Below are 21,147 nucleotides of genomic sequence, written 5' to 3' on the forward strand. Positions count from 1 at the left end.
TGAAATGTAACTACTATTTAACTCCTAACTTTAGTAAGGAATCTCCTGCTTGAATCTTTTCTATTTCCGTTTTTTTGATGCTATATTTATCATAATTTGTAACAACAACTGGTGTTGTCACAATATAACCCGCCTTTTGAATTTCAGCTATATGAAACTCAATAAGTAATTGCCCTTTTTCTACTCTCGCTCCTTGTTCAATATGAGAAGAGAAAAATTCGCCATTTAATTTCACAGTATCCATTCCAATATGGATTAAAATTTCAGCACCTGAATCCGCCGTAATTCCTACTGCATGATTCGTCGGGAAAAGCGCAGCAATCGTACCTGAAACTGGTGAAAACAACTTTCCTTCTGAAGGCTCAATCGCAACTCCTTCACCTAGCGCACCTGATGCAAATGCAGCATCTTCAATATTTTGAAGCGGCATAACGGCGCCATGGAAAGGACTAAAGATTACTTCATCATCGTTTGATGCAGCAATTTTATTACTTGTTTCCTCTGTTTCTGTAGATGTTTTCTTTTTCGTAAAACCAAATAAGTAAGTTAGAATAAAACCTACTACTAAAGAAACAATCATTGAAACAATTGCGCCCCAAAATCCAGCTGTAATCCCATCTTTCGGACTAATGAATGTAGGAAGCGTAAATATACCAAGTCCACCTGTCATATAAGCTTGTGTACCAAATACGCCAAGTATTGCGCCGCCAATTCCTCCAGCGATACAGCTCATAATAAACGGCTTTTTAAGAGGAAGTGTAATCCCATATATCGCCGGCTCTGTAACGCCGAAAATACCTGAAATAAAAGCTGGAATGCTAAGTGTTTTTAATTTTTTATCTTTCGTTTTCATCCAAACGCCAAGCACAGCACCAATTTGAGCAAATGAGGCAGCAAATATAAGCGCTAGTATCGGATCAACACCGTTTACTGCTAAATTGTTATAGCCAATCGGAACGACGCCCCAATGAAGGCCAAATATGACGAGCACTTGCCAGAAAGCACCGAGTAAAGCACCTGCTACTAATGGGCTTGCATGATACACCCAAAGCGTCGCCTGTCCTAAAAACTGCCCTGCCCAGGTCGCAATTGGACCAATAACGAGAAATGTAACTGGTACAACGATTAATAATGTGAAGAATGGTAATAAAAATGTTTTCACAACATCCGGAATAACTTTCTTTAAAGAATGTTCTACTTTCGCTCCAAAATAAGCAGCGAGAATAATTGGAATAACAGATGATGCATAGTTCATTAAAATAACTGGTATGCCTAAAAACGTAATATGAATTGGTGATTCAAACATCGTTCCTGCAAATAACGTATATAATGGCTCAGTGGCTTTTAAACCTGATAAAGCTGGATAGACTAAAGCCCCCCCAATTGCCATACCGATGAATGGTGATCCCCCGAATTTCTTACTTGCTGTATATCCTAAGAAGATCGGGAAGAAATAAAATAACGAATCGCCAACTGCATTTAATATTTGATACGTTCCTGACTGTGTACTTAACCAGCCTAACGCTACAAATAATGCATTAAATCCTTTAATCATCCCAGTTGCAGCTAACACTCCTAAAATAGGAGTGAAAATGCTAGAAAGAATATCTATAAGACTACTCTTTTTCTTCTCACTCGTATTTTCTTCCTCAGCTTCTTGAAACCCTCCAGCAGCAATAACCGCTTTATACACGTCGGATACATGGTTACCAATTACAACTTGATATTGTCCGCCGCTTTTCATAACAGTCACAACATCTTCCATGTTTTTCAGTACTTCTGTATTTGCTTTCCCCTCATCTTTTAACTGAAATCGTAAACGAGTTATACAATGTACAACGCTATGTATATTTTCTCTCCCGCCAACATGTTTCAGTATGTCTTTTGCTAATTTTTCATACTTCATAGTAACTTTCCCTCCCTACAATCATCCCATTTATTATTTTTTATAAAAGAAAAAACCTAAACTAACCGTAACGGCGTGATACATACGAATCACTCCATTACAAGTCAATTTAGGTTTTGCCTGCCAAACAGTAACAATCCCGTTTATTCAATTACATAATTCATTGCGTTTCGTTACACGATGAATGTGCAACGTTACGTACACTTTTTCATCTTTTGAAAGATGACTATTATGTGCTTTTCGTAAATACGCTTCAATTTTTTCTGTACAACAATATGCCTCTTCATACTTACTTTTCACTTGCTCGTATAAAAAATCATCATCGGCCGAGTTCAATTCCTTCTGCATTAAACGCTGCGCAAAATATCTTAAATGCGTTACAAAACGACTATAATTAAATGAATTCTCATCTAAGTTCATCTTATAGTGGTACTTTACAACATTTAAAATATCTTGGACGATTTTCGTCATCGCTACCGTTTGTTGCATCGCCGGTTCTCCTTGCTGCGCATTAACGAAATGTAGTGCAATTGACCCTGCTTCATCTTCAGAAAGTCTAAGCCCAGTCTCTTCTTCAATTATGTTCAAAGCTTGTAGACCAATTTCAAACTCTTTCTGATAGAACCTCTTAATCTCCCAAAGCAAAGTATTTTTAAGTTCCATTCCTTCTTTATGCCGAGTTAAGGCGAAACTTAAGTGATCCGTTAATGTAAGATAAATATAATCACTTAAAGTCCCCGGCAAAGCGTTCTTAGCAAACTGAATAATTCTCTCTGTAATCTCTAAATTTTCTACAGGAATTTCAGTTAGCAACCTAGCGAGTTTCTCTGATAATTCTTTTGTTTCTAGCACAAAGGTCTTTTCTACCTTAGATTCATCAATCGTATCGCCTACTTTTTTCTGAAATCCCAAACCTCTGCCCATCAGTACAACTTCTGTCTCAGTATCCTTCATCGTACAAACAACATTGTTATTTAAGATTTTATGGATTCTCATATTGTTCCGCCTTCTTCTTCTTAAAGTCACAAAAGGTATAAAAAAAACCTAAACTGATTCCAAAAGCCACACTACACCCGTAGCCTCTAGATCAATTTAGGTTTTGCCTGCCGAACAGTAACAATCCTTTTACTTATTAACTTACCTTTATTATACACAAAGAGTAAGCGGTTGCAATAATAAAATATTGAATATTTTTTTACAAAGAAAAATACTAACAATCGATCAGCTGTTGCTTGCATTCATTACAAGACTAGATATATACATCATTATATTTTACAATTACCATAGATAACTTACGTATTTTACCATATTTACCATCCTGAATAATCAAACATAATCATTAATAAAATTCCATATAGACCCAGTAATGGTTAAAATGTTATAATAAAATTACCCTACATAGTTACTCATATTCAAACTGAGGAACTAGCGTCTTATTAAGCAATGCGCATAACTCAAATAAAAAAGACACTTTACAGTGTCTTTTTTATTTATTTTCATAAGAATTATCTCTTTTATAAAGTGAAACTTTAATCAGTGGGGGTTTTCTTCATCCCCCATTGATTATTAGTTGAACCAATCGGACTTTTATGGGCAGTTGATCCCCCACCTAAATTCTTTGCTTTCGCTGAATTTTGAGGTGGAGGTCTTACTGCCCATTAAAGCGGGATAAAGGCACCTTAAGGTGTCTTTTTTTATTTTTAAAAGGACCTGCTCACGTTTATGCGTCAAAACATAAAGTAAATAGAATCCGTTAAAAAACATGAGTGACCCTTTGTTTTCCCCTCTTATTAAAGGAGGAACTATTATGGGATTTGGTGGTAGTTGCGGCGGAAGCTGCGGTTTTTCTGGAGGATTTGCACTATTAGTTGTATTGTTTATTTTATTAATCATCGTTGGAGCTTCTTGCTTCTGCTAAACAAACTATCGGAAAGACACTCTTATATGGGTGTCTTTTCTTTGTAAACTAAAAAGCATGAGAATAAAAGCCTTTGGTCGTAATTACGACTAAAGGCTTTTTCTATATAAAAAATGAAACATAGTAAAAATAATATAATTACTTATATTGTTTTTCACTTTACAAACTATATCCAAAAAGTTGGATAGCTCCTTTTACTACTCATATTATTAATAAATAAAGCAATAACTACAATAACAAGGGAACCAACTAAAACCGGTGTTACTAAATAACTCCAACTGTATGCTCCTAAAATAACGACAATGGGATCAGCCCCTGCCGGAGGATGCGTTGTTCTTGTTAACATCATAATAGCAATCGACATCCCAACTGCTAAAGCAATTGTCCAATATTCATTTCCAAACAAATGATATATTGATAGACCAATGAAAGTTGAAATCAAATGTCCTCCAATAATATTACGCGGCTGAGATAGCGGTGCATTCCAAACTCCAAACGCTAATACACAACTCGCTCCAAATGGAGCCATTAATAATTCTGTAGAAGTTATACTCGTTAAATATGTTAAGGTGAGAATCGTTAAAAATCCCCCCAATAATCCCGTTAAAGAGTCCTTTATATTTACCTGTAATGGACTTCTTCCTTTCCCTTTCATTTTTGCAAAATATCGTACACTTATTGGTTGATCCTCTTTCTGCTTAGCTGCTGTTATATTACTCATCATTCTCCTCCTTTATTTACCAATAATTATATCCCGAACAAACTAACCGGTCAACATTGATTTTAGAGGTTAGTTTAAAGACGCAGAAAAAAAGAATCAACTGTTATAAGTTGATTCCCTAAACTTCTTCAGATTTTCGAACCTGAAACTTTGCTACCTTTTTTCGGTTCCCACATATTTTCATAGAACACCATTTTCGCTTTCCACTTTTATCTATAAATAATAAAACACAGTCAGGGTTTGAACACCTTTTAAGAGAAATAAGCTCATTTTCTACTATTAACGTTAAAGCATCAAATGCAATTAACGATACAAGTACATCCTCAATTTCTCCAACTGGAATAGGTACTAAACTCTGTTCAATAACTTTATATGTAAATGGTGCCTTCTCAATTTGTTTTTCTAAATACGTAATAAAATCATCAGAGATTTCGTGCTGATCGGCAATTGCCTCAAACTGTTTTCTCAGTAATTCTCTTAGCTCCAGTATGCTAGATGTAACTTGATTCATTCGCTTTTGAATTCCTATAAGTGTTTTTTCATTCCAGAAAGGAAGATTAACCTTTATTACATGTAGCCATTCTAATACATCTTCATCTGTTATTAATAAATCATAACGTTGTCCACGCCTAACTAACTCTGTATTCACTAAATCTAATGAGAGATTTCCAGATATAAGCGGGAATTGTTTTCTTTCCTGCATGTACTCATCACCTACTCTTTAAACAATCATATTCCAAATTAATACAGAAGTGCAACTTTTTTATAAACTACAAAGTATGAAGAGCAAAGCCTTTAGCCATAATTACGACTAAAGGCTTTTTGTATATAACTCAAAGAGGAGCTAACTTTATGGAACATAATAAAAATGGAATGCTTGCTTTAACCGTTTTGTTTTTTGTAGGACTAGCATTTTTTGTTATCGGCATGGTTTATCATTTATGGGGAACAGCTTAAAAATTAATAGTAATCCATTTAGAAGAAATTCAGATACAACATCCGGGTCTTCATCTCATTAAGCACCAATAATCTTTTTCCTAGTCATGAAACCCCTCATAATGCTTCAGGGGTTTCCACCTTAAAACAATTATAAAAAAAGGCCCCATCAATGGGGCGCTCAAAAAAATAATATAAGTAAATGAATGAAAACAAATAACAGACAACTAAAATATATAAGATTAACATCATATAATCTATATATATGCAATATTACATAAAAAATCTTTATTATTACATGCTATACTAAAAAAGGAGTCGACAATCGTTATTTTCTTCTTATTTTTAAAGCAATATGGATATACCTTCTTAACTCATTTGGATTGTACAAGCAAAAGAAGACATCGTAATCGATGTCTTCTTTTCTTATATTTTTATGAATTCTTTTGAGCAGATGCTCTCCAAGCACGAAAAGATGTCGGGTGTCCAGAATGAGCTCTTTGCTTTGCAGCAGCAACAGCTGGTTTTTCTTCAATAGTCGTTGGTTTCTCTTCCACAATCGCTGATTTTTCTTCAAGAGTAGTCACAGCTGTTTGTATTTTTTCCAACTGCTCTTTTAAAGCTTGCTGTTCAATCTTTAAATCCGTAAGTAATCGTAAAATCATTTCAGAATTGGCCATAAAGATCCTCCTTCCCCCAATACACAGAATAAAATACAATATGTCATCAGCATAATACCCGTGACAAAATAAGGTCGTCAATTCTTATAAAATCTAAGCATCTTTTATTTTTCAAAAGGACCTGCTCAAGTTTATCCGTAAAAACATAAAGTAAATTAAATCCATTAATTAAATGGTCTTTATGGAAGGAGGAGTTAATATGGGATATGGCGGTAGTTGTGGTGGAGGCTGCGGTTTCGGTGGCGGATTCGCTTTACTTGTTGTACTCTTTATCTTATTAATCATCGTAGGAGCTAGCTGTTGGGGCGGCGGATTCGGCTGCTAATAAGAGGCACTCTTGAGAGTGTCTTTTTTTTGTGTTTTTTGATGTACAACCCCTTCTCATTGGTAGTTTATCAACGGCAATAGTTAGAAAATAGTATCCTCGAAATTCGCACATTTTAAAATTGACATAGCACTTCATACACCATATACTGTTAACAACAGTATACTGTCATTAACAGTATAAATTCTAATTCATTCAAGGAGGTATATCCATGAAACATACAGGAAGACATACAGGTGCATTTCTTTTGTTATTTTTGGCAGAAGGTGATAACTATGGCGGGCAATTGTTGCAAAAGTGCGAGGAAGAACTTCCAGTTAATCCAATCGATAGCGCTATTTTATATCGTACGCTAAAAAAATTAGAAAACGAAGGTGCAATTGAATCTTATGTAAGTACAGATCATCAAGACAAACCGCGAAAGATGTATAAAATTACGCCTGCTGGAAAGGAACAATTGGCAGATTTTCAAATGGATATTGAAGAGAAAATGAAGAACTTATCTTTTTTCTTAGATAAATATAAAGACTTAAAGGAATCTGATCATGATTAACGGCATAATCCTTTACACTTTAGCCATTATTCTTACGGGGATTTCTTTTATGAAAGACCGCAATAAAACGAAAGAAGCTCTAATGAAGTCGTGGAAAATGTTTCGCAATCTTCTACCTGCGATGCTCTCCATCATGCTCTTCGTTGGCTTATCGCTTTCTATATTAACGCCGTCTTTCATCTCTTCTATTATTGGGGAGCAATCTGGATTCACCGGTATTATTTATTCAGCAATACTCGGATCCGTTGCACTTATTCCAAGCTTCGTCGTATTTCCTCTCGGTAATACATTAATTCAACACGGCGCAGGCCTTCCTCAAGTTGCAGCACTTATGTCTACACTCATGTCAGTAGGGCTTACAACATTACCGATGGAACAAAAAATATTCGGACGAAGCTTTGCTTACGCACGTAATGCATCTGCTTTGCTCATGTCTCTCCTATTCTCCTATATCATTTGGGTGGTGATGGTATGAAGGAACTAAAAAAATATCGCTTCTTTTTCATCTTACTACTGGGGCTCATTGTATTAACTTTTATAAATCAATCTTTAGGATGGAGCGCATTACAATTAACAGGGAATAGCATTTTAGATATGTTGTTTCTACTCCCACCTGTCCTACTATTTGTAGGATTACTTGATCAATGGGTGAAGAAAGAAACGCTTATGAAATATATGGGCAAAAATTCCGGCGTATACGGAATCTTATTCTCTTTATTATTAGGCGGCATTGCAGCTGGTCCTCTCTACGTTGCCTTCCCGATTGCAGCACTACTCTTACAAAAAGGTGCAAGCATTCGGTACATCGTATTTTTCTTAGGCGTTTGGACAACTGCGAAATTGCCAATTCTCGTGTATGAATTTTCTTCATTTGGAACTACTTTTACACTCATTCATATTGGTTTCGGGCTAGTATTCTTTTATGTAATGGGGCTTATTTTTGAGAGGTTTTATGATCAGGAGCAGTTGCTAAAGTATGATGTTACAAAAGAAATGTAAAAAGACATCTTTATCTCTTAAAGATGTCTTTTTTTATATGAACCTTAATTCTCGTTCTGTAAAACCCTCGCTGTCTCTACTCCCTCTTTCTCTTCTTTTAAAAACAACGATACGATAAATGCAATAATGATAAAGACTAACCCTAGTGTAAACGCACCTTGGAATCCAGATGTTAAACCGTTTAACTTCTCTACTGGGTCCAGTGGGTTTGCGGAGCTTTCCATATAGCTAGTTGTTCCTGAAGACATTTTCGATATGAATATAGCCGTACCAATTGCGCCAGCTACTTGTTGTAACGTACTAAACAGTGCTGTTCCGTGCGGATATAAATCTGGTGTTAATTGATTTAAACCGTATGTTTGTGCTGTCATGACAAACATGAGTCCAACCATTAATACGCTATGCATGACAATAATTTGTACCATTGATGTATCAGGAGTAATGCCTTTAAATAAGAACATTGCAATCCCCACTAACACAATACCAGGAACGATAATAACTTTCGGACTAAATTTATCAAATAGTTTACCTGCGATTGGTCCCATTATGGCGCTAATAACACTTCCCGGAAGCATGATGATTCCTGATTTAAAGGCTGTAACGAGTAAAACTGTTTGCAGGAACATCGGTAATAAAGTCATCGTTGAAAATAACGACATCATCACAATGACAATTAATCCAACTGATAATGTAAACATCGGAACTTTAAATGCTCGTAATTCTAAAATTGGATTCTCAATTTTCAATTGTCGAACGACAAAAATACATAATGAGATAAGCCCAACAAGTAAAGTGCCATACACTTTCGCATCGGACCATCCCAAATCACCTGATGCACTAAAGCTATACACAAACCCGCCAAATCCTAATGTTGATAAAAGGATAGATGGATAATCTACTTTTGGCCTTGTTAACTCTGAAACATTTTGAATGTACTTCATCCCAATCATAATTGAAATGATCACGATAGGAATAACAACATAGAATAACCAGCGCCAATTTAATGAATCCACAATTACTCCAGATAATGTAGGACCAATTGCCGGAGCTGCCATCATCACAAGTGCGATTAATCCCATTGTCGCACCCCGTTTTTCAGGCGGACAAATGATTAAAATCGTATTCATTAATAACGGTGTAATTAATCCCGTCGCTACAGCTTGGACGATACGGCCGACTAATAAAACGGAAAATGTCGGTGCGAATCCCGCAATTAATGTACCGCCTAAAAACGTTACCATAGCGATCAAAAACATTTGTCTCGTTGTGAGCCATTGCTGAAGTAACGCTGTAATTGGAACTAAAACACCAACTACCAACATGTATGCTGTAGAAAGCCATTGAATCGTTGAAGCCGTTACGCCAAATTCTTTCATTAATACAGTTAACGCATTACCAAGTAACGTTTCGTTTAATAATGCAACCATTGCCCCTAAAAGTAATGCAATTAAAATCGGGGTATGTTTCATATTAGAAGTATCAACTTTGCCACTTACAGGGCTCTTAGTTGTCATATCCATTTGCAAATTCTCCTCCTATTTCTTACTTAAAAAGCTTTAAATAAACCCGAACACATGTAATATAATATACATATGTAGATTAAAAAGGGAGAATCAATTTTCAGCCATTGTATATTTAATCTACAAAAAAGGAGAATTGTAGATGAATGATAATGAAAAACAACTTGATTTACGTATTAGACGTACACATAAATTATTGTGGGATTCCTTATTTGAATTAATGACGCAATCAAAACAGAAATATAGTTCCATCACGATTAACCAAATTTGTGACCTTGCGATGGTACACCGAACAACCTTTTATAAGCACTTTGAAGATAAAGATGCTTTATTAGCATTTGGATTTAAACGATACAGCAAGATAATTGCGGGAATACCGGTTTCAGATCGATTAAGTAAACCATTTCAAGTAATGGAGCAATTTCTACATCATGAAGAGATCGGTAAAATATTAGAGACACAAATGTCTGATGAACAATTTATTAGCCGGACACAGTATTTAAGTCACGAAACGAGAAAACAAGAAATAGCAGCGTTACATCAACTTTGCAAAAACCATACGATGCCAAATGATTTAATCATTGAATTTTATTCCGGGGCAATTACCTCATTAAGCGCATGGTGGTTTAAAAATGAAAGAAAAGTTTCTGCGGCTGAAATGGACCAATATCTCCACCAACTTATTAATCGGGATATTTTTCAGTTTGAAGAGGAATAACTTTACCATCAAAAAACGCCTATATGAAATAGGCGTTTTTTTGTACACACTACTTACTGATCTTCTTCAAATCCGAACTTTCAATAATCGAATGAGAATGTCCGTCTTTCCCAACTCGCACCATTGCTCTTCCTAATTGTTCTGAAGTAATTACACTACCGAATTTCTTCAAAAGTGGATGAAAAGGCTTCATCAATGAAATAAAACGTCGATAAATTTAAGTTACAAATATTCAGAATTAATATTAAAATAAAAAATGGGGATAGGGGTATGGGATTATAAATTTTATACATAACGAGGGAATAGAAATGAAACTACAATTAAAAGCGGATTTAGGGCTACTACTAGTTACATTCTTTTGGGGTGCATCCATCTTACTTACAAAGGTTGGACTTGAAGGCATCGAAGAATACAACTTAATTGCATTACGATTTATCATCGCCTTTCTTTTATCAGGTTTAATATTTTACAAACATTTATTCAAATTCGATTTTAAAACGGTAAAATATGCATTTATACTCGCTTTTGTTTTATTTATCGTTTACATTTTCGCGACATTCGGCACAAAGTATACGAGTGTTTCTAATGCTGGTTTCTTACTATGTCTCACAGTCATTTTCATTCCGATCTTATCAGCTATATTTTTAAAACACATTCCGGAAAAGAAAGTGATAGTAGGAATCTTTTTAACGATAATTGGAATCGGCTTATTAACATTAACGAGCGAATTCAAGATCGGTAATGGCGATATATTTTGCATATTGTCTGCCTTATTTTATGCGATTCACGTCATCATTACTGGTAGCGTAACAAAACATGTGAACTCCATTGCACTTGGAGTCATACAACTCGGTTTCGTCGGCCTATTTAGTCTTATTTTTTCATTCATTATCGAAACGCCAAAACTGCCTAGCACAACCAACTCATGGCTCATCATCCTAGCCTTAAGCATATTTTGCACCGCAGTCGCATTCATCGTGCAAGTAATCGCCCAGCAATACACGACGCCTACACATACAGGACTTATCTTCTCATTAGAACCTGTCTTTTCCGCAGGCTTCGCTTTCGTTTTCACAGGTGAAACGCTCACTGGAAAAGGATATTTAGGGGCGACGCTTATATTAGTGAGTGTATTGATTGCTGAGGTGGATTTTAAGGGGTTGTTGCGGGTTAATTATAAGAAGAATATGGAATAGTTATTTCGCTAAAGTACATAAACATACCCCGAAAATATTCGTTTGTATTATTTTCATCCTCTTACCTTAATTTTTTTAGATGCTATCTTTGAATAAGGTAGCATCTAAAATATGTTACAAAGAATTATTATATTTATGTAGCCTGCATAGCTAACCTTTTCTACATTACTTACTGCACATAGTCATACAGATTTTTCGCTAACAATAAACAAGTTACTGTAATGAAAAGAGCACGAACATACCCGCTTCCTTTTTTTATAGCAAATTTGGAGCCAACGACTCCTCCAGCAATTTGAGCAATCCCCATTATAAAACCATACGCATAGTTTACTTGCCCTACATACATAAATATTAACAATGCACCAACATTACTTCCTAAATTAAGAAACTTCGCATTACCTGCTGCTTTTAAAAAATCATATCCAATAAATAAAAGAGCGAACATTAAAAACGAACCTGTGCCAGGCCCTAGAAATCCATCATAAAAACCAATAGCAAAAATAAAAAAGGTAAAAATAATGACGTGTCGACCAGATAATTTCTTATGAGTAGAAATACTACCCCAATCCTTTTTGAATATCGTATAAATAGCCACCGCACCAAGCATTACCAGCATCAATGGCTTCAGTACTTCTGGGTTCATTAAATGAACGGTCCATGCACCTACTATAGAGCCTATAAAAGTGATTGGAAATAATTTCAAAGCCGATTTCAAATCAAGATTACCAGAACGATAAAACACAATATTACTAGTTGCACTCCCCATTGTTGATGCTAGTTTATTCGTGGCTACTGCACTTGCTGGATTCAGTCCTGTAAATAATAAAGCTGGTAAGGCAATCAATCCACCACCGCCTACAACTGAATCAATAAATGCAGCCACAAACCCAAAAACAATCAAAATAATTAATATAGATGGGTCTAAATACAAATCCATACTAGTAGCCTCCCCCCTTTAGTCACTATTGTAATAGTAACTATCAATTTGCTAAATGTAAAGAGTTATTGTAACGTTGAAATATAAAGTGAAACTTTAATCAGTGGGGGGTTTTGTTCATCCCCCACTGATTATCAGCCCTCACCAATCGGGCTTTTACGGGCAGCCCGCCCCCCACCTAACTTCTTTGCTTCCGCTGAATTTTGAGGTGGGGGTCTTACTGCCCGGCAAATAGCGGGATAAAAGCAAACATCGGAGGACGAAAAAAGTGGACTACATAGTGCAACAGCTTAAAAAAATTGGTTTTAATGAATATGAAGCTAAATCTTATGTATCTCTTGTTAAACAGGGGCCTGTCACAGCCTACCAAGTAAGTAAGGATTCAGGGGTCCCAAGAGCGCGAATTTATGAGATTTTAGGTAACCTTGTAGAAAAAGGAATCGTCATGAAGGAAGAAATAAATGACACCACTCGCTATTCACCTCTACCTGTTGAAATCTTTTTACAGAAAGCTCAATCAGAATGGCAGTCTACTTATGAAGGAATCAGTGATTCATTAAAAAAACTCGAAACTTCCGAGGAAAAAACGGATAATCGAGTGATTACTTTAAAAGACAACAAAACAATCATTAGCTATTGTCAGGCATTAATAAAAAAAGCAGAACACCGTATTGTCATTTCAATGTGGGATGAGATGTATGAAGCGTTAAAAGAGGAACTATGTGAGGTAGCTGATAAAGTTTCAGTACAAGGTATTACCTTACATGTTGAAAATCCAATTAAAAATCTAGAAGCTCATCGTATCACACCCTATACAGAAACTCTGTCTACAGAACATTGGTTTATTTTATCGATAGATTCTAAAGAGATGATTTATGGACCATCAATTGAAGAGCGTAATATTGCTTTTTATACAGATGACCCCGTTCATATATACTTACTAGAGGATTATGTATGGCATGATGTTTTAGTAAATCGACTTGTCCGACGTAGCCAAGACGATTTGCAGCAATGGATCACTACAGAGAGAAAATCCTTCTTTATGGGGAAATAAGAAGTATATTGAAAGAATCAAAGAATAAAGCATAAGTTAATGAAATGAAAAACTTATGCTTTATTTGCAAAGTCATACTCAAGTCTTTCAACTATTTCCCCTCCACAAACCGCCCAAACTCCTTCAAAAACCTCAACTTAAAACTCCCCACAGGCCCATTCCGATGCTTCGCCACATGAATCTCTGTCATCTCTTTCTGCATCGTTTCCTTATCATAATAATCCTCTCGATACATAAGCATAATGACATCCGCATCTTGCTCAATTTGTCCTGTCTCTCTTAAATCAGATAAAAGTGGACGCTTATCTTGCCGTGCTTCTACCGAACGAGATAATTGCGACAACGCCACTACACAAACATTTAATTCACGCGACAATACCTTAAGCTTACGTGAAATTTCACTAATCTCTTGAAATCGATTGCCCTTATGTTTCGGATCGCCCGTAATAAGCTGCAAGTAATCTACAATAACTAAAACCTTCTTATCATCGTGCTTCCTCTTTAACTTACGAGTTTGCATCCAAATATCTTGCACCGAAATGCCCGCATTATCATAAATTTCAAATGGTAATTCCCCGATTTCCGCAAATGCCTTACTCACCTTCTCCCAGTCCTCTATCGCAAAACGATGCTTCGGATTTTTCAGTCTTCCTCCTGACACTTCACCTACGCAAGACGCCATCCTTTTTAACAATTGCTTGCTACTCATCTCTAACGAAAACAGTCCAACCGCCGCTCCAGCCTTCGCCGCATGCAGTCCAACATTTAACGCAAAAGCAGTCTTCCCCATAGAAGGGCGTGCACCAAGGACGACAAAATCACCTTCCTGCAATCCGCACGTCATTTTATTGAGCGATATATAACCAGTCTCAATACCAGTAATCTCTTTCGCATCTTGATGAAGCTCTTCATATAAATCAACTAGCGCATCCTTCAAATCAAACTCACATACACAATCCTTTTCCTCTAACTCACAAAGTGCCGTAATCGTCTCACCAATAATCTTCTCATTCTTCTCCGCAATAAGACGCTCTCCCATCTTATACCCGAGAACACCCGCCTGATACATTTTCCAGGCACCTCGAACAAGCCCCTCATAATAAGAGAAGTTGGCAGTTGTAGGCACACCATCCATTAACCCTATAAAATACTCCATTCCCCCGATCCCCTCTAAAAACTTCGGATCTATCCTAGAAATGAACGTCACAAGATCAATCGGTTGCCCCTCTTCTTCCATTTTTCGCATTAACTGAAATATAGACTTATGCACTGACAGAGAAAAATACTGCTCCGTCAAACGGCACTCCTTAATAAGCTCTCCATCAAGTAATAGAGAACCTAACACCGTCTTTTCCGCCTCCACATTTTGAATACTCATGGACGCCACCCGCGCTCCGCTAAAAAGCGCTGCAACTCTTCCTCAGACGGCGCATTCTTCTCCCACTTCTCACACCTCGCCAAAAACTCCTCCGTCTCCCCCGTACTAACAGACGAATCCTTCTTCCGAAACTTAGCCGTATCAGCCTCCACCTCACACACTTTCGTAAAACCTTTCCCGTGCCACCCTCTCAAAATGCCCTTCACATAAGCAACCGTCCGCTTATTATTCTCAAACGCAATTTGAAGAGCCTTCAGCACAAGCTCCTCTGACAAATCTTCCATCCACGCACTCAGTTCCTCCACCGTATGCGGAGACAAACTACCGAAATGCTGCTCATAAAAAGAAAATACGCGACTTCCCGTTTCCTCCTCTATAACCTCTTCTTCCTCTGCCTCCTCACAAACTGGATCTGGATCAACATCATCCACAGCCAAATCACTCGGCATACAGAAATGCGCTAAAAGCATCGGAACATTCAGCTCCTCCTCTACGCACTTCTGAAGAAACATATGTACAAACTCCTTATTCTTCACACCCTTAAGCTCACGAAGCACACACTTCTCCACATTCGTATTCGTCACCGGATTATAACGAAGCCAATTTAAAACGAATAACTCCCGCGTCGCCGCATCATAAAGAATCTTCCCATAATCAATGAAGCGCTGCACAAGCTTATCAACAGTCTCTCGATTATAACCCGTCTCCATCTCAGCTAACCGCTTCGGAAAAGGAAAAATCCCACACTGCGTCGTCTTCGAACAAGTTAGCAAATACACATAAAAATACCGCTCCTCCGGCGTCAAATCCAAAACAAAATCATCCTGCCAAAAATTCACCTGCACAGTACGATACACCGCCATCCCAATTCCTCCCGTCTCCGTTCAAAATAAAAACCTCTTCATAATATATATGGGAGACTGAGCGGGTTTTTGGCGTGTTATTTTAAAATTTTTTTGACTACTACTACGGTGTTTGTTGGTGTTTTTGTTTTGTTATGTTTTTTCTTAGTGATTTATTACTTGGTAGGGGCTTGCAAGGGGCTTAGGAGGGGCTAGTTATCGGTTACTTCGATTAGAAATACACGATTTGAAAAGCCGCCTCTTTCTTTTGCTTTCTTTTTACGGATGTTGTTGATTTCTTCTAGTGTTGCGCCTTCGTATTCGGCTAGGGCGTTTATTAGTTCTAGTAGGTCGGATAGTTCTTCGAGTTTATCGGATGTTGTTTTTGCTTCGATGTATTCTGTTAGTTCTTCTTGTGTTTTCCTGCAGATTTCCTTTATGTATTCGTCTTCGTTTAGGATTCTTGTTGTGGGTGTTTTTCCGTTAGCTTTTATTATTTGTGGGATTTTGTTTCGGATTAGTTTGTTGTAGGTTGGCATGTGATTTCCTCCGTTTGGTTTTTCTTCTATTATAATGGAAAAGCAGTTTAACTAGGTGTTAAACTGCTGCATTGCTTCTTTTATATAGTTTTCTTCTTCGGTTGTAAAGAGGGTTGGGAATTCAGATAGTGGGAAGTTTGATTTTTGGATTATATTCTCTATATCGCTTTGAGGTGTATCAAGATAGTTCGTTACTTCTTCTATTAAATTGAAAAATCCCTTCAAAGTAACTTGAACTTCATGATGACTCGGATCCTTCTCTTCTTCCTTATACTTTTTCAACTTCCCTATCACATCCATAAAGCGCCGATCAAACTCTTCTTTTAATTCCTTATTATTATAAAAAGCTTGAACACTCTCTTTTGAAAAATGTTCCTCTAACCATTCCTTATTTTCTTTCTCCCATATAAAAGTTTGCAAAAAAGAAGAAAACAAAGCAACATCCACTCGTTCTTCCTCTTGAAACCTCTTCGTCATCCCATCCATATGTGAAAGTACCTTCGCAATTCTTTCTTGCTCTGCCAAAAGCACTTCCCTTTGAAAATGCATTTGTCTTAAAAATTCTTCCGTCTCTATATCACGCTGCAATATAATATTTTGAATTTCCCCAAGCGAAAAACCGAGATGCTTAAACGATTGAATTTGCTGCAGCACATACAAATCATCTTTCGTATATAACCGATGCCCGCCCTCAGTATAATCGCTCGGCTTTAATAAATTAATCTTGTCATAATAACGAAGCGTCCGCACCGTAACATCCCCAACACTTGCAAACTCACTAATCATCCACGCCATATCATCACCTACTCCGATAACTTCTCTTTCACATACTGAAGCATATGGGGAAAACTCATCTCATTCTGCCTACAATATTGAAACAAACCTACAACAAGCAATACAAAAGGAATACTCCCTCTATAACGATGTTCATACTCGCTAATACCATCATAAAAGTACTCATACTTTCTTTTTCTTAAAACAATATAAATCGCAATAAACAATACTGCGGCCATAATAAAAATTTGCTTTCCCCTTACCTCCACTTCTCGTTTCATCATCTATTCTCCTTCCACTATATACTTATCTTCTTTAAATAAAGGAACTCGAATAAAATAACGATATGGCTCATCGCATATTACTTTCCACACAACAATGATCACTTGAACGACCTCAAAGGCAAACACAATCCAAAACAAAACATAACTAATACGCGAACTAATATTAAATAGAAGAAAGATTAACAAATGAAAGTTGAACGCCTTTCGGCAATGGTATTTGTACACTTCATTTTTACGTGCCAGTGTGATGTACATGAGTAGTGGTGAAAAGATTCCTATTGCGGCTGAGAGTAGTAGCATGATGATGGTGTTTCTTTTTTCTTTTGTGGTGGTTTTCATGAGTGGTTTGGTCCCCCTTTTTTGATTTGTCTTCTTTAGGTTAGGGGGTGACGTTGGGGGAGGTGCAAGGGGATTATCTAACTAAAAGATTGTAAATAATATAATTATTTTTATCTATATTGATTATATCGTTTGTTTCTCTCATATAATTAAGGTCTTTGAACAATCACAAAAAACTAGGGGATGTTCAGTGTAGAACTATACTTGCTCTCACCTCTCCCCTAGCTATTAAAGATATAGCAGTATTATCAATCACAGCAAACTATATTTAAATTAGATTTAATCTCCAATAATAAGAAAACTATTTCGGCCACCTATTTGCTATACCTGCAATCAATTAAACAAACTATATAAAAACTAGTTACCATTTAAAACTTTATGTATTTTATACCAATGGCGTTTTATTTGGTTCTTTATAAGGCTCTTAATTGGTAAATCTTTCATTTTTTCATGTGCTTTATTTGCATAAGAAATAAAATTCCCATGTTTTTTATATTTAAATCCTAAATGTGTATATATTTTATATAATTTTCCTCTCTCATATTTTTTACCAGTTTTCAAAGTGATATTTTTACAAACCTTTGCTTTTCTATAGGCGCGAGTATAGTATTTAAATAAACTTTTCTCTCGCACCTTTACCGTTAATCCATCTGTAACAAACCCTAAATAATCTAGTTGACTCGCTTCTCCATTCTCTCCTTTTATTATACCATTTTGATATAATCTAACTTCAGTTTTATCTTTTTGAATAACCAATCCATCATCCCTATATTCCCCAATTATATTTGTCACTTCAGTTTTAAAAAGCTTTACCCTCTCTAAGGTAACATCATTTTCAGGAATGACAAGAATTAAATCGTCACAATATCTTCTATATAAAGCATTGTGAGATTCCGCCCACTCTTTTAATTCTTGATCAAAATCTATTAAATGTATATTGGAACAAACCGCGCTCATTCCCGATCCTTGCGGAATTCCAAAAGGTTTTTTATTTTTTAATATTTTTTTTGTTTTTTTAAACTCCCTATATTCTCTTGGATTCATAACTCTTGATAAAGATTTATCTTTCAATTTTTGCCCAAGTAAATCTTTCCCGAATTTCTGTATTAAAAATTCATCTATATCAACCTTATTAACATAACTAAACTGAGTTATACTTTTATAAATTTTATAAATATCTTTAGGAAGCTCTTCACAATCTAATATAGCTTTAATTTTTCGTTTAAGCGCTTTATGGTTAATATTATCAAAAAAACTTGTGAAATCTAAAGAAATTATAATCGCCTCTTTATGTTTAAAAAGAAATTCAAATACTTCATGTGCAAAATCTATATTATTAAAACCCTTTTTATTATTTCTATACGCCAACACATTACAATCAATATGCTTTTCAATTGCATATTGATTGTAAAATCTATTCAACATTTCCCCATAATACTTATATATATAACTATCAATATGAGAAGAATAATAAATATCCCTAATTTTAACCTTTTTCTCTTTTAAATCTTTAGGCAACCCTGTCTTCTTTAAGGCATTTCGGTTTGGTAAATCCTTCAATGTATATTTATTGAACTTTATCTGAAAATGTATAAACGGGAAAAAAGCATGCCGCTCAATCCATACAGGGTCCTGTATAAACTTCTTCACATGCTCGATTTTTATTCTGTTATCAAAATGAATATAAGACTTCGACTCATATTTAGACCAATCAACATGTGTAGAGCTCGGGAAGTCTTGTAATTGTAGTCTATTACTCTGATTCAAACAGAAAACCTCCCTAGCATACACAAAATAGTGACTACGATTTTCATAAACAATTCAATTATAATAGAATTAAATTACTATTAATAATTGTGGAAGGAATGATTAATATGCCCGATTCATCGATTACAATGATCATAGCAATATTATCCTTGCTCGTCGATGTTCTGATTCTTCAGAACATTGACAAACAGAAACCCTTCTCTCTTACATCCAATTATGTAAGACGCCTATACCTTGTAAATAAAAAAGATATATTAACAAAAATATACCATTTCCGCCTCTCAAAAATCAATTATTACGCATCCAAATTTTCACATTATCGTTACATAAAAGTAAAAGGGAAGTTTTACTTTACACTCCCTTTAAACTACTTTTGCTCATCTTAAGTTCATCATTTTCAAACTTACTTTAAATCAAATAGTCTCAATTAATATCATCAAAAACTCTTTACGATACATTATCTAATTTCCTTAAACTGAATACTCTCTGTATTACCATCATAACTATATTTAATCAGCTTTATATCCGTCCATTCTGCTGGAACAATAGGTCTTCTTCCAATAGTATAGTTCCTTCTACAAACAATATTTTTATAATTTATTACATGTGGAGGAAATTCAGATGCCACTAGAAATGCATTTATCATTGAATAATCACCGTAAGCATATTCCTGGTTTATCCAATCAACATACTTCATGACTTGATCAATAGCTTCACAATCAGCCTTATCCTTTTTTATCTCTATAAGTAAATATTTAGACACCACATCATATCCTGATATAAATTTATATCCAAAAACATCCATTTTATCCATATAATCAACAGGTTTAAATGGAGAAGCAATTACTTGATGAGATACATAGTCCCATTTCCCAAATAAACTAGTATCATTATTCGCTATTATATCTACTATACTCGCTTCAATTGCCATTTCATGTTTAATCTTATCATCTACAGCTGCATAGTTTAAAATATTCTCTGACTTCATTAAATAATCATTACCAATCTTACTTTTCAATTCTTCATGAAATGATATATCGAGATTAAACTTTCCTTCATCCTCATAAATATACTCTTCGTTTCTTTTTAAGATTATATTTTTCAACGCTCTATTTTCTTCTTCATCAATCTTAATAAATGATTTTTTCCAAAAAGCTCTTAACATCCGAAAACTTTTTGGGCTAAAAGATAGTATTTCATCCATGTCTATCCCTTTTTGAAAAAATGCAGGTGCGGGTGTAAAGATGCATAAACATCTATTATTAATACTATTTTTGTCCCTATGATAAAGCATATTACCTTTAATTAATTTATACTCTGGGATCTTAGGAACATCTGCACCTGGATAGTTTAAATACTTGCAATCATCACCTATATTAATTAACTCGCCGACTCCGTATATTTTTCTATTTTGAAAAAAGTATACATTATCGCCCTCTTTCATGCTGAAATAATCCGCAAAGGTTCCTTCATGATGGGATTGCCAAGAGTTCTTCTTTGGTACACTGAGATTAGTGCTATATACCCCATTCTGCAAATAATCTCCCACATTTGTTTTTTTATCTAAACTAAAAATATAGCCCGCCATATTCCAAACCCCTCTTGTTTATTTTTTGATATAACTACTCTTCATTTTAATCACTTCCTCATAAAAATGAAGACTAAATTTACATATAATTCAAATCTACTATATTTAGTTTAATCCCCCCTATAGTTATCATCTATCCATACATAACAAAAGGAGTGACTATAAATAATCAC

At 35.4% G+C, this 21,147-nt stretch carries 23 protein-coding genes; 8 read left to right on the top strand and 15 right to left on the bottom strand.

The features are described 5' to 3' along the window. Positions 1-13: 13 nt before the first annotated feature. Positions 14-1,906, bottom strand: coding sequence for a beta-glucoside-specific PTS transporter subunit IIABC (locus FS802_RS09080; RefSeq protein ID WP_098720247.1), 1,893 nt, complete (start codon positions 1,904-1,906; stop codon positions 14-16). Between the two features lie 147 nt (positions 1,907-2,053). Beyond that, positions 2,054-2,902 carry a BglG family transcription antiterminator LicT gene (gene licT, locus FS802_RS09085; RefSeq protein ID WP_098720246.1) on the bottom strand — a complete coding sequence of 283 codons (849 nt, stop codon included), beginning with the start codon at positions 2,900-2,902 and terminating at the stop codon, positions 2,054-2,056. A gap of 811 nt (positions 2,903-3,713) precedes the next feature. Here licT and FS802_RS09090 point away from each other — a divergent pair. Then, positions 3,714-3,824 carry a YjcZ family sporulation protein gene (locus tag FS802_RS09090; protein WP_000505686.1) on the top strand — a complete coding sequence of 37 codons (111 nt, stop codon included), beginning with the start codon at positions 3,714-3,716 and terminating at the stop codon, positions 3,822-3,824. A gap of 166 nt (positions 3,825-3,990) precedes the next feature. On the opposite strand, the gene FS802_RS09095 is transcribed toward FS802_RS09090, so the two are convergent. From FS802_RS09095 to FS802_RS09105, 3 genes are all read right to left on the bottom strand, one after another. After that, positions 3,991-4,545 (bottom strand): HPP family protein, encoded by a 555-nt coding sequence (locus FS802_RS09095; RefSeq protein WP_000065737.1) that lies wholly within the window; start codon positions 4,543-4,545, stop codon positions 3,991-3,993. 118 nt (positions 4,546-4,663) lie between these two features. After that, positions 4,664-5,248 (bottom strand): CGNR zinc finger domain-containing protein, encoded by a 585-nt coding sequence (locus FS802_RS09100; protein ID WP_064473765.1) that lies wholly within the window; start codon positions 5,246-5,248, stop codon positions 4,664-4,666. 667 nt (positions 5,249-5,915) lie between these two features. Then, positions 5,916-6,161 (bottom strand): hypothetical protein, encoded by a 246-nt coding sequence (locus FS802_RS09105; protein ID WP_000013675.1) that lies wholly within the window; start codon positions 6,159-6,161, stop codon positions 5,916-5,918. Between the two features lie 199 nt (positions 6,162-6,360). Between FS802_RS09105 and FS802_RS09110 the strand changes: the two genes are divergently transcribed. The 4 genes from FS802_RS09110 (at position 6,361) to FS802_RS09125 (ending at position 8,038) form a co-directional block, all read left to right on the top strand. Further along, entirely contained in the window at positions 6,361-6,486 is a 126-nt protein-coding gene (locus FS802_RS09110; RefSeq protein WP_000540377.1) for a YjcZ family sporulation protein, read from the top strand. A gap of 211 nt (positions 6,487-6,697) precedes the next feature. Further along, positions 6,698-7,039, top strand: a complete 342-nt coding sequence (locus FS802_RS09115; protein ID WP_000683187.1) for a PadR family transcriptional regulator — start codon at positions 6,698-6,700, stop codon at positions 7,037-7,039. Then, positions 7,032-7,514 carry a hypothetical protein gene (locus tag FS802_RS09120; RefSeq protein ID WP_098720345.1) on the top strand — a complete coding sequence of 161 codons (483 nt, stop codon included), beginning with the start codon at positions 7,032-7,034 and terminating at the stop codon, positions 7,512-7,514. Before FS802_RS09115 ends, FS802_RS09120 begins: the two co-directional genes overlap by 8 nt. Then, a complete protein-coding gene (locus FS802_RS09125) occupies positions 7,511-8,038 on the top strand; it encodes a permease (protein ID WP_141547078.1) in 528 nt (175 codons plus the stop codon). The genes FS802_RS09120 and FS802_RS09125 overlap by 4 nt, the downstream gene beginning before the upstream one ends. Before the next feature lie 44 nt (positions 8,039-8,082). On the opposite strand, the gene FS802_RS09130 is transcribed toward FS802_RS09125, so the two are convergent. Next, a complete protein-coding gene (locus tag FS802_RS09130) occupies positions 8,083-9,558 on the bottom strand; it encodes an MDR family MFS transporter (RefSeq protein WP_098720344.1) in 1,476 nt (491 codons plus the stop codon). 142 nt (positions 9,559-9,700) lie between these two features. Between FS802_RS09130 and FS802_RS09135 the strand changes: the two genes are divergently transcribed. Beyond that, positions 9,701-10,276, top strand: coding sequence for a TetR/AcrR family transcriptional regulator (locus FS802_RS09135; protein ID WP_098720343.1), 576 nt, complete (start codon positions 9,701-9,703; stop codon positions 10,274-10,276). A gap of 308 nt (positions 10,277-10,584) precedes the next feature. Then, on the top strand, positions 10,585-11,472 hold the full coding sequence (locus FS802_RS09145) for a DMT family transporter (protein WP_144524970.1): 888 nt from the start codon (positions 10,585-10,587) through the stop codon (positions 11,470-11,472). A 169-nt stretch (positions 11,473-11,641) separates the two neighbouring features. Here FS802_RS09145 and FS802_RS09150 read toward each other — a convergent pair whose 3' ends face one another. Beyond that, the gene (locus FS802_RS09150) at positions 11,642-12,409 is read right to left on the bottom strand and encodes a TSUP family transporter (protein ID WP_025966954.1); all 768 of its coding nucleotides are present in this window, start codon (positions 12,407-12,409) and stop codon (positions 11,642-11,644) included. A gap of 268 nt (positions 12,410-12,677) precedes the next feature. Between FS802_RS09150 and FS802_RS09155 the strand changes: the two genes are divergently transcribed. After that, entirely contained in the window at positions 12,678-13,463 is a 786-nt protein-coding gene (locus FS802_RS09155; protein WP_098720342.1) for a TrmB family transcriptional regulator, read from the top strand. Between the two features lie 91 nt (positions 13,464-13,554). Here the strand turns inward: FS802_RS09155 and dnaB are convergent, their stop codons facing one another. The 8 genes from dnaB to FS802_RS09195 form a co-directional block, all read right to left on the bottom strand. Next, the gene (dnaB, locus tag FS802_RS09160; protein WP_142336907.1) at positions 13,555-14,841 is read right to left on the bottom strand and encodes a replicative DNA helicase; all 1,287 of its coding nucleotides are present in this window, start codon (positions 14,839-14,841) and stop codon (positions 13,555-13,557) included. Further along, on the bottom strand, positions 14,838-15,704 hold the full coding sequence (locus FS802_RS09165; RefSeq protein WP_098720340.1) for a DnaD domain-containing protein: 867 nt from the start codon (positions 15,702-15,704) through the stop codon (positions 14,838-14,840). Before FS802_RS09165 ends, dnaB begins: the two co-directional genes overlap by 4 nt. A gap of 191 nt (positions 15,705-15,895) precedes the next feature. Next, entirely contained in the window at positions 15,896-16,222 is a 327-nt protein-coding gene (locus FS802_RS09170) for a nucleoside triphosphate pyrophosphohydrolase (RefSeq protein ID WP_098720339.1), read from the bottom strand. Between the two features lie 51 nt (positions 16,223-16,273). Then, positions 16,274-17,017 (bottom strand): MerR family transcriptional regulator, encoded by a 744-nt coding sequence (locus FS802_RS09175; protein ID WP_098656033.1) that lies wholly within the window; start codon positions 17,015-17,017, stop codon positions 16,274-16,276. 8 nt (positions 17,018-17,025) lie between these two features. Next, positions 17,026-17,277, bottom strand: a complete 252-nt coding sequence (locus FS802_RS09180; RefSeq protein ID WP_144524972.1) for a hypothetical protein — start codon at positions 17,275-17,277, stop codon at positions 17,026-17,028. 3 nt (positions 17,278-17,280) lie between these two features. Then, positions 17,281-17,619 carry a magnetosome magnetite crystal formation protein family gene (locus FS802_RS09185; RefSeq protein WP_098720337.1) on the bottom strand — a complete coding sequence of 113 codons (339 nt, stop codon included), beginning with the start codon at positions 17,617-17,619 and terminating at the stop codon, positions 17,281-17,283. Between the two features lie 357 nt (positions 17,620-17,976). Then, positions 17,977-19,386 (bottom strand): reverse transcriptase domain-containing protein, encoded by a 1,410-nt coding sequence (locus FS802_RS09190; RefSeq protein ID WP_260989061.1) that lies wholly within the window; start codon positions 19,384-19,386, stop codon positions 17,977-17,979. Positions 19,387-19,843: 457 nt separating this feature from the next. After that, positions 19,844-20,974, bottom strand: coding sequence for a PDDEXK family nuclease (locus FS802_RS09195; RefSeq protein ID WP_098706591.1), 1,131 nt, complete (start codon positions 20,972-20,974; stop codon positions 19,844-19,846). Positions 20,975-21,147 lie beyond the last annotated feature (173 nt).

Source organism: Bacillus sp. DE0042 (genome assembly GCF_007680225.1).
Taxonomy (GTDB): Bacteria; Bacillota; Bacilli; order Bacillales; family Bacillaceae_G; genus Bacillus_A; species Bacillus_A wiedmannii.

What these genes read in the sequence shown, in the direction of transcription:
- FS802_RS09080 (WP_098720247.1), bottom strand. Translation starts at nt 1,906, where the DNA reads ATGAAGTATGAAAAATTAGCAAAAGACATACTGAAACATGTTGGCGGG.
- licT (WP_098720246.1), bottom strand. Translation starts at nt 2,902, where the DNA reads ATGAGAATCCATAAAATCTTAAATAACAATGTTGTTTGTACGATGAAG.
- FS802_RS09090 (WP_000505686.1), top strand. Translation starts at nt 3,714, where the DNA reads ATGGGATTTGGTGGTAGTTGCGGCGGAAGCTGCGGTTTTTCTGGAGGA.
- FS802_RS09095 (WP_000065737.1), bottom strand. Translation starts at nt 4,545, where the DNA reads ATGAGTAATATAACAGCAGCTAAGCAGAAAGAGGATCAACCAATAAGT.
- FS802_RS09100 (WP_064473765.1), bottom strand. Translation starts at nt 5,248, where the DNA reads ATGCAGGAAAGAAAACAATTCCCGCTTATATCTGGAAATCTCTCATTA.
- FS802_RS09105 (WP_000013675.1), bottom strand. Translation starts at nt 6,161, where the DNA reads ATGGCCAATTCTGAAATGATTTTACGATTACTTACGGATTTAAAGATT.
- FS802_RS09110 (WP_000540377.1), top strand. Translation starts at nt 6,361, where the DNA reads ATGGGATATGGCGGTAGTTGTGGTGGAGGCTGCGGTTTCGGTGGCGGA.
- FS802_RS09115 (WP_000683187.1), top strand. Translation starts at nt 6,698, where the DNA reads ATGAAACATACAGGAAGACATACAGGTGCATTTCTTTTGTTATTTTTG.
- FS802_RS09120 (WP_098720345.1), top strand. Translation starts at nt 7,032, where the DNA reads ATGATTAACGGCATAATCCTTTACACTTTAGCCATTATTCTTACGGGG.
- FS802_RS09125 (WP_141547078.1), top strand. Translation starts at nt 7,511, where the DNA reads ATGAAGGAACTAAAAAAATATCGCTTCTTTTTCATCTTACTACTGGGG.
- FS802_RS09130 (WP_098720344.1), bottom strand. Translation starts at nt 9,558, where the DNA reads ATGGATATGACAACTAAGAGCCCTGTAAGTGGCAAAGTTGATACTTCT.
- FS802_RS09135 (WP_098720343.1), top strand. Translation starts at nt 9,701, where the DNA reads ATGAATGATAATGAAAAACAACTTGATTTACGTATTAGACGTACACAT.
- FS802_RS09145 (WP_144524970.1), top strand. Translation starts at nt 10,585, where the DNA reads ATGAAACTACAATTAAAAGCGGATTTAGGGCTACTACTAGTTACATTC.
- FS802_RS09150 (WP_025966954.1), bottom strand. Translation starts at nt 12,409, where the DNA reads ATGGATTTGTATTTAGACCCATCTATATTAATTATTTTGATTGTTTTT.
- dnaB (WP_142336907.1), bottom strand. Translation starts at nt 14,841, where the DNA reads ATGAGTATTCAAAATGTGGAGGCGGAAAAGACGGTGTTAGGTTCTCTA.
- FS802_RS09165 (WP_098720340.1), bottom strand. Translation starts at nt 15,704, where the DNA reads ATGGCGGTGTATCGTACTGTGCAGGTGAATTTTTGGCAGGATGATTTT.
- FS802_RS09170 (WP_098720339.1), bottom strand. Translation starts at nt 16,222, where the DNA reads ATGCCAACCTACAACAAACTAATCCGAAACAAAATCCCACAAATAATA.
- FS802_RS09175 (WP_098656033.1), bottom strand. Translation starts at nt 17,017, where the DNA reads ATGGCGTGGATGATTAGTGAGTTTGCAAGTGTTGGGGATGTTACGGTG.
- FS802_RS09180 (WP_144524972.1), bottom strand. Translation starts at nt 17,277, where the DNA reads ATGAAACGAGAAGTGGAGGTAAGGGGAAAGCAAATTTTTATTATGGCC.
- FS802_RS09185 (WP_098720337.1), bottom strand. Translation starts at nt 17,619, where the DNA reads ATGAAAACCACCACAAAAGAAAAAAGAAACACCATCATCATGCTACTA.
- FS802_RS09195 (WP_098706591.1), bottom strand. Translation starts at nt 20,974, where the DNA reads ATGGCGGGCTATATTTTTAGTTTAGATAAAAAAACAAATGTGGGAGAT.